This window comes from Campylobacter sp. RM12647 (genome assembly GCF_020138135.1).
Classification (GTDB): domain Bacteria; phylum Campylobacterota; class Campylobacteria; order Campylobacterales; family Campylobacteraceae; genus Campylobacter_E.
The window spans coordinates 125,406-137,796 of record NZ_JACGAS010000002.1 but is presented as its reverse complement, the minus strand read 5'-3'; the positions used below and the strand labels follow the sequence as shown (position 1 = coordinate 137,796).

At 27.5% G+C, this 12,391-nt stretch carries 12 protein-coding genes and 2 tRNA genes; 8 read left to right on the top strand and 6 right to left on the bottom strand.

Annotated features, from left to right (window positions below):
• Positions 1-80 precede the first annotated feature (80 nt).
• From AVBRAN12647_RS01675 to pepT, 8 genes are all read left to right on the top strand, one after another.
• The gene (locus AVBRAN12647_RS01675; protein WP_214115946.1) at positions 81-1,145 is read left to right on the top strand and encodes a GGDEF domain-containing protein; all 1,065 of its coding nucleotides are present in this window, start codon (positions 81-83) and stop codon (positions 1,143-1,145) included.
• 2 nt (positions 1,146-1,147) lie between these two features.
• Positions 1,148-2,227, top strand: a complete 1,080-nt coding sequence (locus AVBRAN12647_RS01670; protein ID WP_214149722.1) for a GGDEF domain-containing protein — start codon at positions 1,148-1,150, stop codon at positions 2,225-2,227.
• Positions 2,220-3,290: a GGDEF domain-containing protein gene (locus tag AVBRAN12647_RS01665; RefSeq protein WP_214119719.1), complete on the top strand. Its 1,071-nt coding sequence runs from the start codon at positions 2,220-2,222 to the stop codon at positions 3,288-3,290. The genes AVBRAN12647_RS01670 and AVBRAN12647_RS01665 overlap by 8 nt, the downstream gene beginning before the upstream one ends.
• Positions 3,287-4,357 carry a GGDEF domain-containing protein gene (locus AVBRAN12647_RS01660; protein WP_214119720.1) on the top strand — a complete coding sequence of 357 codons (1,071 nt, stop codon included), beginning with the start codon at positions 3,287-3,289 and terminating at the stop codon, positions 4,355-4,357. Before AVBRAN12647_RS01665 ends, AVBRAN12647_RS01660 begins: the two co-directional genes overlap by 4 nt.
• Before the next feature lie 53 nt (positions 4,358-4,410).
• Positions 4,411-4,487: transfer RNA gene (locus tag AVBRAN12647_RS01655), tRNA-Arg, on the top strand.
• Positions 4,488-4,491: 4 nt separating this feature from the next.
• Positions 4,492-4,576: transfer RNA gene (locus tag AVBRAN12647_RS01650), tRNA-Leu, on the top strand.
• Between the two features lie 146 nt (positions 4,577-4,722).
• Complete coding sequence (locus tag AVBRAN12647_RS01645; protein WP_214119721.1) at positions 4,723-6,279, top strand: AbgT family transporter; 1,557 nt, start codon at positions 4,723-4,725, stop codon at positions 6,277-6,279.
• Positions 6,280-6,281: 2 nt separating this feature from the next.
• A complete protein-coding gene (pepT, locus tag AVBRAN12647_RS01640; RefSeq protein WP_336614594.1) occupies positions 6,282-7,484 on the top strand; it encodes a peptidase T in 1,203 nt (400 codons plus the stop codon).
• A 26-nt stretch (positions 7,485-7,510) separates the two neighbouring features.
• Here pepT and AVBRAN12647_RS01635 read toward each other — a convergent pair whose 3' ends face one another.
• From AVBRAN12647_RS01635 to AVBRAN12647_RS01610, 6 genes are read right to left on the bottom strand one after another with little or no spacing between them, the layout of a single operon-like run.
• Positions 7,511-8,185, bottom strand: coding sequence for a hypothetical protein (locus AVBRAN12647_RS01635; protein ID WP_336614593.1), 675 nt, complete (start codon positions 8,183-8,185; stop codon positions 7,511-7,513).
• Positions 8,186-8,242: 57 nt separating this feature from the next.
• Positions 8,243-9,001, bottom strand: a complete 759-nt coding sequence (locus tag AVBRAN12647_RS01630; protein WP_336614592.1) for a pilus assembly FimT family protein — start codon at positions 8,999-9,001, stop codon at positions 8,243-8,245.
• Positions 8,979-9,581: a pilus assembly FimT family protein gene (locus AVBRAN12647_RS01625; RefSeq protein ID WP_336614591.1), complete on the bottom strand. Its 603-nt coding sequence runs from the start codon at positions 9,579-9,581 to the stop codon at positions 8,979-8,981. Before AVBRAN12647_RS01625 ends, AVBRAN12647_RS01630 begins: the two co-directional genes overlap by 23 nt.
• Positions 9,582-9,583: 2 nt before the next feature.
• Positions 9,584-10,912, bottom strand: a complete 1,329-nt coding sequence (radA, locus tag AVBRAN12647_RS01620) for a DNA repair protein RadA (protein ID WP_214115925.1) — start codon at positions 10,910-10,912, stop codon at positions 9,584-9,586.
• A complete protein-coding gene (gene ftsY / locus AVBRAN12647_RS01615) occupies positions 10,905-11,780 on the bottom strand; it encodes a signal recognition particle-docking protein FtsY (protein ID WP_336614590.1) in 876 nt (291 codons plus the stop codon). Before ftsY ends, radA begins: the two co-directional genes overlap by 8 nt.
• The gene (locus AVBRAN12647_RS01610; protein ID WP_214115921.1) at positions 11,780-12,355 is read right to left on the bottom strand and encodes a TlpA family protein disulfide reductase; all 576 of its coding nucleotides are present in this window, start codon (positions 12,353-12,355) and stop codon (positions 11,780-11,782) included. The genes ftsY and AVBRAN12647_RS01610 overlap by 1 nt, the downstream gene beginning before the upstream one ends.
• Between the last annotated feature and the right edge of the window lie 36 nt (positions 12,356-12,391).

Here is a 12,391-nt window from a genome sequence, read left to right as displayed (position 1 = left end):
GCCAAGTTTTGGAATTTTAAATAATATTTTAGGTTTAAATTATAAAATATTTTTTGATTTATGGTTTTAGGAAAAATAAGTTGAAAGAGATTAGAAGAGTTGATAATTTTGAATATATAATAAAAGTTACCGTTGTTATTATTGGCTTAGTTCATCTTATATATGCTGTTAGTTTTACTCTAACGGGGCTATATTTCTTATTACCTTCTAGCTTAATTCAAATTATTATTTCTTTATTAGTAGCTTATGTAGTGTTGATAAGAAACAAGGGATATGCAATTGCTACTTTATATGCGCATTTAGATATATTATTTTCTTGTTGTTATTGCACTTATTATCTTGGATGGGGCTATGGTTTTACTATGATAATAGTTCTTTTATTATCATTAGCATATTTACAAAATTTCAATACTTTCTTAGTTCCAATAGGTATAGGACTTGTAGAAGCGACTGCTTTTTTTGTAATGCTTTATATTACAAAAGATACTCCAAATTATCCAAATCCTTATATGCCATATATAAATATAGCTAATTTTTTATTTATGGTAGTTACATTGCTAGTTTATATTTGGCTAAATGATAGAGAAAACGCCAAGATTATTAAGCAACTTGATGCTAGAAAAGAATTCTTACAATATAAAGCTGAAAATGATTATTTAACCACACTTTTAAATCGTCGTGCTATGAATGAGATATTAGATAATATGTTAGAAAAATTAAAAAATAAAGAAGTAAATTCTTTAGCATTAGCAATAGGAGATATTGATAATTTCAAGCATTTAAACGATACTTATGGTCATAATTTTGGAGATTTAGCTTTAAAAGAAGTTTCTAAAGTGTTTAAAAACGAATATGAAAACAATACAAATACTTATGTGGCTAGATGGGGTGGAGAAGAATTTTTAATACTATTTAGCAATTACTCTTACAATGATGTTTTAAATTCTTTAGAAAAAAGTAGAAAATCTATTGAAAAATTACAAATTAAAGATAATTTAAATGAAACTAGCGTTACTATTTCAATAGGTGTTAGTTATTCTATAAATTTAATTAATAAAGATGTATTGATAACAAAAGCAGATGCAGCACTTTATAGTGCAAAAGACTCTGGAAAAAATAGAGTAAAGTTAGTTAATTTAGGTTAGATATGGGAAGTTTTTTAGATCAAGATGATTTAGTTGTAGCAAAAAAAATTGCTAGATATATACTAATTATATTTTCAACATTATATTTTTTATTATCTATTTTAATGGGTTGGTTAGGTCATAACTATCCTATGTTTGTTAATTTGTTTTTAGCTTGTATATATTTGTATTCATTAAAAAAGTTAGATTTATTAGAAGTCAATAGTTTAGTATATACGGTGCATTTTGTTTGTATAGTTTATGCTATTTTTATGGTTCTTTATTTTGGTTGGAGTTTTGGAGCTCAATATTTTTTAATACCTTGTATAGCTTTTTGTTATGTCGGTCAATTTGAAAATAGAAAAATTATCTATACATTAGCAATTTTTGAGAGTATAGTTTTTGAATTATTGTATATATTTATGGAAGTTAATAAATATACTTTACAAAATCAATTATATGTGCTTGGATACAATATTAATGGCATATTTTATATTATTCATAGCTTATTTGCGTGTCTTACAATTATAATTGTTATGTATTTTTTAAAAATTAAAGTTTATAAAACAATTGAGACAAAAGAAAATGTAAATGAAGTTTTAAGTATTAATGCTTCTACAGACCCGCTTACATATTTGCTAAATCGTTGGGCTTTTATGGAAAAAATTCATTTAATTCAATATAAAAAGAATTTTCATTTTGCTTTAATAGATATAGATTTTTTTAAAAAAGTTAATGATACTTATGGGCATAGTGTTGGAGATGAAGTTTTAAGAGTAACTGCAAGTTGCATAAAGCTTAATTTTTCAAGATATACTGATATGATTGCTAGGTGGGGCGGGGAAGAATTCTTAGTATTTGCATTAGGTTGCAGTGAAGAAGAATTTTATGAAGCGTGTAATAATTTTAGAAAAGAGCTAAAAAATAATAAATTCTGTGCTGGCGATTTTACGATAAGTGCTAGTGTTGGTTGTTTGCATGTAAATGGCGATTTTTCATATAGTAATTTTGATAATTATATTAAAAAAGTTGATGAATTATTGTATATGGCAAAAAATAGCGGTAGAAATAGGATAGAAGCAAAGCGTATAGAAGATGAATGAATTTAGAAAGATAGATAATATAAGACAATTAGTAAAAATCACAATGATTTTACTAACAATAACCCATACTACTTATGGGAGTGTGTTTTATTTTCTAGGTCTTTATCCTATGGTTAATATTAAGTTTATTGAAGCTTTTATTGCTTTAGTAGCTACGATTTTTATTTTAAAAATTGACAAATATCATAATATTGCTGTTTATTTTACACATGCTTCTGTTTTGCTGTCTTGTTCAATTTGCACATATATTTTAGGGCAAGGATATGGTTTTTTAATAGTTATGATAGCACTTTTATCTCTTGGCTATGTTCATGACTTTAGCAGTTCTAAATATCCTTTGATTATTGGTATTTTTGAAATTATTTTATTTATAGTTACAATAATTATTACAAAAGATGTTCCTGATTTTGAAAGCGAATATATGGTTTTTGTATATGTATTTAATGTTATAAATATTACTTCTGTAATTATTTTTTATTCGTTTTATACGCATAGTATTGATGAGAATGAAAGTAAAATATTAGAAAAAGAAAGCATTAAATTACAAAATAAAGCTGATTATGATTATTTGACAAATATTTTAAATCGTCGTGCAATGAATGAAATTTTACATATATATCATAATTATTTTCAAAAAGACCAGATTCGTTCTATGGTAATTGTCTTAGGTGATATTGATAATTTTAAGAGTTTAAATGATGAGTGCGGTCATAATTTTGGAGATATTGTTCTTAAAAATACAGCAAAAATCATTAAAGATAAAATATCTAAAAGAGCTTCTAGTTATGTAGCTAGATGGGGTGGAGAAGAGTTTTTAATGCTATTAACAGGTCTTAGCATAGATGAAAGTGAAGAACTAATGAATGAGATTAGGGAAGATTTTGCTAACTATACTCATAAAGATGGTTATAATGCTAGGAAAACTACAATTACTTTTGGAATTTGTTATTCTTTAAGACTTGAAAGTATAGATTATATGCTATCTCAAGCTGATAATGCCTTATATAGTGGTAAAAAATCAGGTAAAAATAAAGTAGAAACTATAGTTTTAGGACAAATATGATAGATTTTGAAAAAAGAAAATATGAACTAGTAGAAGTTTTACAAGCTGAAAAAATTATGAAAGGTATTTTAGTTTTTAATTTAGTATATGCTTTAATAATGATAATTAATGATATTCCTTATTTGTTTTTAACGTATTTTATGCTAGCTGGATTATTTTTAGTATCGTTAGTATTTGTTAAGAGTAATAATTTTAATGCTTGTATTTATGTTACTTTTTTTTCTTGTTTTGTTTTTTCTGCTAGCTCAATTTATTATCTTGGGTGGGGTTATGGGTTTGAATATTATATATTACCTATAATATCTTATTTTTATATAGGTATTTATAGGAAAAAATACATTATATATTTAATAGCGACTTTCGGACTTATTTATTATTTGGCAATGTATTATTTTTTTTGTGTGAATGATTATTCTTTAGATATACCTTTATATTTATTTAGCGATGGTTCTAAATTCTATTTTAATTGTTTTAATGGGATTGTAGTATCAACTATTTTTGTAATTGTATCAAGTGTTTTAAGAAAACAAATATATATTGAATTAGAAAATAGACAAAATATAAATAAAAAGCTTGATAAAAGTGCAAATTTTGATTATTTAACAAGACTTATGAATAGATGGTGTTTTATAGATAGTATTGAAGATTTAAATATTAAAAGTAAGGTAAGTATTGCTTTAATAGATGTTGATTATTTTAAAAAAGTAAATGATACTTACGGACATAGTGTGGGAGATGAAGTATTAAAAAATTGTGCAAATTTAATGAGAAAGCATTTTGGAGAATATACTGATTTGATTTGTAGATGGGGTGGAGAAGAATTTTTAATATTAGCTTATAACGTATCTGCTTTAGATTTTGAAAATGCTTGTGAGAATTTTAGAATAGAGTATTCAAATTCTACATTTTCTGTTGAAAGCTTAACTACTAGCGTTAGTATAGGTTTAGTTTTTATAGAAGATAATTTTGCTAATAATATTTTAGATGAATATATAACAAGAGTTGATAAGTGTTTATATGAGGCTAAAAATACAGGTAGAAATAAAATAATAAAAAATATAATTTAATTTAAGCAAAAATTAATTTTATTAGGATAATATACAGCTTTTATTTTTAGTGTGCGTTCATAGCTCAGCTGGATAGAGCAACGGCCTTCTAAGCCGTAGGTCAGAGGTTCGAATCCTCTTGGGCGTACCACTTAGCGGATGTGGTGAAATTGGCAGACACGCCAGACTTAGGATCTGGTGCAGCAATGCGTGGAGGTTCAAGTCCTCTCATCCGCACCACTTATCATCTTATTTATCTTTTTTAATCACCTTTTTAATATTTGTTACGAAAAGTTACATTAACACATAAAAGTGCTAATTTTCTTTGCTTAAAATCTGATTTTATTGTAACATAAGTCCTTTCATTTTATCAAAAAGGAGCCTTAATGGTAGAAAACCAGCAAATCAAACGAAATGGATTTGAAAAAATCTTACACAAAATTGAAGTATTAGGAAACAAATTACCTGATATTACAATTCTTTTTTTAATTGCATTTTTTATTGTGATGATTTTAAGTTTTGCATTAAGTTTTATTGACTTTTCTTATATTCATCCAGTTAGTCACGAAAAAATTGTAGTTAAAAATATGTTTGAAATTCATAATTTAACTGAATTAATAGTTAGATTAGGCGTTAATTTTATAACTTTTCCTGCTTTACAATTAGTTTTAGTTGCTACTTTAGGAGTTAGTATTGCAGAAGGCAGTGGTTATATTAGAGCATTACTAATTAAAATGATAGGAATAGTTCCAAAAAGCATTGTTGTTCCTGTGGTTATATTAATTTCTATATTTTGTCATATAGTATCAGATAGTGCTTATGTATTTTTAATGCCAATTGCAGCTGCTATGTATTATAGTGCAGGTCGCCATCCAATAGCTGGAATTACTACTTCATTTGCTGCACTTGCAGGTGGGTTTAGTGCTAGTTATATTCCAAGTGTAGTTGATCCGTTAATGCAAGAATTTACTCAAAAAGCAGCAAGGACAATTGACCCTGAAATAAGCGTAAATGTATTATGTAATTATTTTTTAAGTATTTTTTCAACCTTTAGCGTAATTGCTGCTTGTTGGTTTGTTAGCTCAAAAATTATTGAGCCTATGCTAAATAAAACTATGCCTATTGATAGTGATTGTAAAATCGCTCATTTAGAAAATGAGAAATTAAGCTCACAAGAAAATAAAGCTTATTGGGGAGCGACTTTAACATTTATATTTATGGCTTTATTATTATTTGTTGTATCAATCCCAGAGAATTCTGTTATGCGTGGTGCTAATGGCTCACTTACTAGTGCTGATGCGGCTTTAATGAAAGCTATTGTTCCATTAGTATTTTTATTCTTAGCAATTCCAGGATATGTATATGGAAAAATCAGTGGCTCTATAAAAACATCAAGTGATTTATCAAAAATGGCTGCTAGTAGTTTAAATACTCTTACTACCTTTATTGTATTTTGTTTTGTATGCGGGCAGTTTTTATATGTATTTAATACTTCAAATCTTTCAACTCTATTAGCAATTTCAGGAGCTGAGTTTTTAAAGAGTATGAATATGCCTTCAGTTTTCACCGTTTTAGGAGTGATTATATTTACAAGTTTTTTAAATATTTTTGTTACATCAGCTACATCAAAATGGGCTATATTAAGCGTTATTTTTGTTCCTATGTTAATGTTACTTGGAATTAGTCCTGAACTTACTCAAGCAGCATATAGGACGAGTGATAGTGCAGTAAATGTTATGACACCTATGTTTCCATTTTACCCATTAGTGATTGGTTATTGTCAAAAATATTATAAAAAAACAGGAGTTGGAACACTTAGTTCATTAATGCTTCCATTTGGTATTGCTTTATGGATAGCTTTAGTTGGTAGTTTATTTATATTCTGGGCTTTAGGTCTTCCGTTAGGATTTGATACTACTTATGTTTATAATTTTAAAGGTTAGATATGTTGGTAGAAGACTTTATAAAATATGTAAAAATCTCATCTCAAAGCGACGCTAGTAAGAGTAATACTCCTACTAGCGAAGGGCAGTTGCAATTAGCGAAATTATTAAAAAGTGAGCTAGAGAATTTAGGACTTAGCGAAATTAAGCTAAATGATAATGGCATTTTAACCGCACTTTTAGCTGGTGATAAAACTAAGACTAGCTTAGGTTTTGTAGCTCATCTTGATACTATTGATGTTGGGCTTAGTCCTTGTGTAAATCCTAAGATTTTAAGATTTGAAGGCAAGGATTTAGATTTAGGCAAGGCAGTTTTAGAGATTTCTAAACACCCTGAAATTATGAAGTATTTAAATGAAGACATTATTTTTAGCGATGGTTCATCTGTTTTAGGAGCTGATAATAAGGCTGCAATTGCTGTTATTATGAACTTAATTAAAACTCTTAAAAATAGTGATATTAATCATCCTGATATATTTTTAGCTTTTGTGCCTGATGAAGAAATAGGGCTTTTAGGCTCAAAGCAGCTTAATTTAGATGATTTTAGGACAACTCATCCTTATACGATTGATTGTTGTGAGGTTGGGGAATTAATGTATGAGACATTTAACGCAGCAAGTGCAAAGCTTAATATCATAGGTGTTTCAGCACACCCAATGAATGCTTATAAAATAATGCTAAATCCAACTTTATTAGCAAATGAGTTTATAAATCTTTTTGATAGATTGCAAACCCCTGAAAATACAAAAGATAAAGATGGCTATATTTGGATAAATGAAATGCACTCAAATCAAAACGAAGCTAGTGTGTGTTTAAATATAAGAGACCACGATAAAGCTAAGTTTGAAGAGAAAAAAGAATACATTAAAACTTGCGTTGATTTTATGCAAAATAAATATAAAAAAGCTAGTTTTAAACTAGAAATGAGCGATACTTATTACAATCTAAAAGATGCTTTAAACGATGATAATAAAGATAGTTTAGATAAATTATATAAAGCTTTTGAACTATCAAATATTAAAGCAAATACAATTGCTATGCGTGGTGGGACTGATGGAAGTGCGTTGAGTGTAAAGGGTCTTTTTACCCCGAATTTTTTCACAGGAGCGCATAATTTTCATTCAAGATTTGAGTTTTTACCTGTTAAATCACTTGAAAAATCTTATGAAGTAGCACTTAATTTAGTAAAAATATATTCAAACTAGGAATTTTAATTCCTAGTTTTAAATTCTTAAAAACTATATCCTAAATTAACTCCGTATCTAATACCTTTAGCTATTACATCATTTGTATAACTTGCTTTAATTCCTGCATAAAAGCCGTCTAAATTGCGAGTGAATTTATAACCTAGCATAAGATTTGCTTCATAATTTAGTCTTTTTTGTTGCTCGTTAAATAATTTATCTCTTTTATTATCTAAATAAAATTTTGCAAAAGCACTAGCTTCAACAACTAATCCTTCATCAAAAATATTCATAGTGCTAGCTCCTAATTTGATTAAATTAGTATTAGCTACTAAATCTTTAGTATTAGTTTTGCTTTTGATTTTTTCATGACCTAAGCCACCTAAGATATTAAAGCCTGATTTAACTCCTACATTATTATTAAAAAATCCAATACCACCTAATACATTAACAGCAGTATAAGTGCTTGAAATTTTGCCACTTTCTATATTATTTTTATATTCTGAATCAAAGTCGTGAATGCTTAAATCTGCACTAAAAACAAAATCATTATCATAATTACTAAGTTTATAAGAATTTATAAAAATTCTTCCTTGATAAATACCATTATCGCTTAAATTAAGCCCGTAATCTTTAGCTTTTCCTACCATAAAATCAGCACCTATGAAGTTTTGTGCGTTTAGGCTGATTACACATATTAGTGTTGATAAAATTTTTTTCATATTATCTCCTTTTTAAAAAATGTTAATTCTATATTTGTATTTTTATATTTTAGTAATTTATAAATTATGACAATATATAGGCTTTTTGATATTAGAAATAAGTTGTCCGTTATTATTTTTAGGAATTGTTGTAAAACCTACATTATTTATTACAATACATATTGAGTTATTTTGGTCTATATTAGTTGATTTGCTTAGTCTAATAATATATGAATTAGCTTTTATTAGATTATAAGTTTTTGTTTTATTAGTATATGAACTTGCAAATAATTCTCCTAATTCATTTACCATTATTCTGTGAGTTTTTTTGTATTTATTATTTAGATTATAAAATACATCAATTTTAGTTATTCCAAAGCTTTTTGTAAGATTTGTCCTTGTTGTAAGCAAATTATCATCTATACTTATTCCTGCATATCTAGCTCCAATTAGTTTTGTTTTATCAAATAAATCTTTTGCTAATTCATTTGCATCTGGATTTGATGAGCTAGAACCTATGCTATCGCTAAAAATACTATATCCAAATTCTTGATGATTGCATTTATATTTGTTATATGAAGTTTTTGTATTTGCTACACAATGAAAATATATTTGCCAATATGATTTATCGTAATTTGTCGTATAATCATATACATCGTAATTTAGTGCTAAATCACGAAGTATATAAATATCTTGAGATAAACTCCTAGCTGCTAGGATTAAAGAATTTGAATTGATTTTTGATATTGCTATACTTGAGAGTATTCCAGCAACAACTAAAACTAAAACTAATTCAATTAAAGTAAAACCTTTTTTACTTACACGCAGCTTTGTCAATATGTACAAATCCAGAATATTGTTCTACATAAATACAAGCTATATCACTACCTTTTGAAATTTCTATTTTAAAACCACTTGGATTTTGATTAAAGTTTAAAGGCTCTCCTAATTCATTAAATATAATAGTATCAGTTGGCGTTAGACCACTAGCAGGAGTTGTGGTTGGTGTAGTTGGGGTAAATGTTATATTATATTTTTTAATTTTAAGAATAGCTGTTCTTGTAGCACACGCTTCATCTTTTTCAAAATCACATATTCTTTTATCAGGATTTAAAAAATCTTCAGCATATTCTGTTAAAACTGGTGTTGTTCCTTTTGAGTTATATTCAACTTTACTAATTTTATAAATCTTATTAGAAGCTATTGTAAAACGATAATATTTATTATGATAACTATTTGTTCCATCATAAGCGTCATCTCCTAACGCTAGAATTTTTGTATATCTAATATCGTTTGCAATACTTCTAGCAGCATCTATTAATTCACTTGTATGTATTTTAGAAACAGCAACCGCACTAAGTATAGCACCAACAACCATAACAACTAATAATTCAATCATAGTAAAAGCTTTTTTCATACTTACATCCATTCTAAAACTTGAGCTAACTCATTAGCTACAAAGCATTTAATACCTTTAAAATTACTTTTATTTGGAATTATAGCATTTTTAAAGCCTTGATTTTTTGCTTCATTAAGTCTAATATCAAGGCTAAAAACTTCGCAAATTCCACCATTTAAACTAAGCTCCCCAATAAATACACTCTCATTGCTTAAAACTCTATTTTTAAAGCTAGATATTATAGCAGCCGCAACTGCTAAATCAGCAGCAGTTTCACTAACTTTTATCCCACCGCTAATATTTATAAATACATCATATCTTGCAAGTGGAATTTCTAATTTTCTCTCAAGCAAGGCTAAAATCATATCAAGTCTATTTCTATCAAATCCAGTTGCACTTCTTTTAGCATAAGCACTTTCGCATACTAAAGCCTGAACTTCAAGAGTAATTGCTCTGCTACCTTCTAAAATAATAGTTAGAGCACTTCCTGCATGATTTTTACCTACAAATCTAGTTTTAATATTGTTTGCACTTATAAGTCCATTTTCACTCATTTGCCAAATGCCTATTTCGCTAGTGCTTCCGAAACGATTTTTAAAGCCCCTTAAAATTCTTAATTCCTTACTAGCATCACCTTCAAAATAAAGCACCACATCAACCATATGCTCAAGCACTCTAGGTCCTGCAATTGAGCCTTCTTTAGTGATATGTCCTATTATAAATGTGCTAATATTATTGCTTTTGCTTAGTTTCATTAGCTCAAATGTAAGCTCTCTTACTTGAGTGATTGAACCAGCACACGAACTTATATTTTCTGAATAAATAGTTTGAATACTATCTATAATTAAGACTTCATAATTATTGCTTAAAACTTCATTTTTAATATTTTCAAAACATAATTCAGTTAATAAAAACAAATTATCTTCATTAGCATTTAATCTATTTGCACGAAGTTTTATTTGACTTTTACTCTCTTCAGCACTAACATAAAGGACTTTTTTGCCATTTTTCGCTAAGTTTGCAGCGGTTTTTAAGAGTAAAGTTGATTTTCCAACGCCAGGAGAGCCACCTAGTAAAACTAATGAGCCTACAACAAGCCCACCACCTAAAACCAAATCAAGCTCTTTATCATAAGTTGAAAATCTATCAACTTGCTCAATTAAAACTTCTTTAATGCTAACTGCTTTATTTGAATTTGGTTTTATTTCGTTTTTTAATACTTCAATTTGAGTTTGATTTAATTCTAAATATGAATTAAATGCCCCACATTCAGGGCATTTGCCTAAAAATCTAATTTGCTGATTACCACAAGCTTGGCATTCATAAAGGCTTGATTTTTTCTTAGCCATTGTTAAAAATTCCGTCTAAAAGAACCTTTAAATATTCATTTGCTTTAAAAGGAGCAATATCATTTGCACCTTCTCCATATCCAAAATATAAAATTGGTAGCTCTAATTCTCTTGCGATTGCAAATAATGAACCACCTTTACTTGTTCCATCAAGTTTAGTAATAATTACTCCATCAAGCTTTACTAAATCATTAAAAACTTTTGCTTGATTAATACCACTATTTCCTTGAGTTGCATCTAGGACTAGAATTTTTCTATGTGGAGCGTTTTCATAAGCACGAGATGAAATTCTTATTATTTTTTCTAGTTCATTTGCTAGATTTTTTTTATTTTCTAATCTTCCTGCTGTATCAATAATCACATTATCATAACCTTTGCTAAGTGCTTTTGTAATGGTATCAAATGCAACTGCACTTGGGTCATGCCCTTGCTTAGTGCTTACAATATCGCAATTATTCTTACTAGCCCAAAGTTCAAGTTGCATAATTGCACCTGCTCTAAAAGTATCACAAGCTCCTAGTAAAACTTTTTTGCCTTGATTTTTATAAAAATTACTTAATTTTCCTATGGTTGTAGTCTTTCCTACTCCATTTACACCTAATATCAATTCTACAAATGGTTTATCATTAGAATTTGAATTAGGATTTTCATACATAAAATATGAGCTCATTACTCTTTCTAAATCTGCTCTTTGCACTATATCTTTAGGCGGTAAGTAGTATAAAATCTCTTCTACTATTTCATAAGTAATATCAGCATTTACTAGCATTTCTTCTAATAAATCTTTACTTATTTTTTCGTTTTTTGGTTTTACTTGATTTATAGCTTCAAGTGTTTTTGCTAAGCCTTTTTTTAAAAAATCTAACATTATTTCATAACCTTTTGAATATCAATATCAAGCATTTCTTCATAAACTGCACCTAGATAGTTGTTTATGTTTTTACCATTTTGGTCGTATAAAGCAATATATGGAATGCCGTTAATTTCTCCTAAAACTTTTAAAAATGTGTAATTATTATCACCTGTAACAATATCATAGCTAATACCATTATCCTTAATAAATTTAGCTATTTCTTCATCACTTTTATCTTCTAATAAAACACCAATAACTCTTAATCTATCTTTATATTTTAATGCTAAATCATTTAAGTGTGGAATTTCAGCCTTGCAAGGTGGGCACCAAGTAGTAAAGAAATTAAATAATATAATTTTATCATTTGAAGTAAATTCTAAGTCTTTATTATCATTATTAATTCTTTTAATTTCAAAAATCTCATCGCTATTATAAAATTTTAAAGAGAATTTAATTAGTCTATTAAAATCAGGTTCTTTTTTAACTTCAACTTGAGTAATTTGTTCGCTTTCTTCTTCTTTTTTATCTTCTTTCTTATCAAAACAAGCTGTAAAAAACAATAAAGCAACGCTTAGCAATATAGCTTTCATTTTAATTCCTTATGTAATATGCTTATAAATTTTTTA

Excerpts from the sequence above, each read along its gene's own strand:
- AVBRAN12647_RS01670 (WP_214149722.1), top strand. The coding sequence starts at position 1,148 with ATGGGAAGTTTTTTAGATCAAGATGATTTAGTTGTAGCAAAAAAAATT.
- AVBRAN12647_RS01665 (WP_214119719.1), top strand. The coding sequence starts at position 2,220 with ATGAATGAATTTAGAAAGATAGATAATATAAGACAATTAGTAAAAATC.
- AVBRAN12647_RS01660 (WP_214119720.1), top strand. The coding sequence starts at position 3,287 with ATGATAGATTTTGAAAAAAGAAAATATGAACTAGTAGAAGTTTTACAA.
- AVBRAN12647_RS01645 (WP_214119721.1), top strand. The coding sequence starts at position 4,723 with ATGGTAGAAAACCAGCAAATCAAACGAAATGGATTTGAAAAAATCTTA.
- pepT (WP_336614594.1), top strand. The coding sequence starts at position 6,282 with ATGTTGGTAGAAGACTTTATAAAATATGTAAAAATCTCATCTCAAAGC.
- AVBRAN12647_RS01635 (WP_336614593.1), bottom strand. The coding sequence starts at position 8,185 with ATGAAAAAAATTTTATCAACACTAATATGTGTAATCAGCCTAAACGCA.
- AVBRAN12647_RS01625 (WP_336614591.1), bottom strand. The coding sequence starts at position 9,581 with ATGAAAAAAGCTTTTACTATGATTGAATTATTAGTTGTTATGGTTGTT.
- radA (WP_214115925.1), bottom strand. The coding sequence starts at position 10,912 with ATGGCTAAGAAAAAATCAAGCCTTTATGAATGCCAAGCTTGTGGTAAT.
- ftsY (WP_336614590.1), bottom strand. The coding sequence starts at position 11,780 with ATGTTAGATTTTTTAAAAAAAGGCTTAGCAAAAACACTTGAAGCTATA.
- AVBRAN12647_RS01610 (WP_214115921.1), bottom strand. The coding sequence starts at position 12,355 with ATGAAAGCTATATTGCTAAGCGTTGCTTTATTGTTTTTTACAGCTTGT.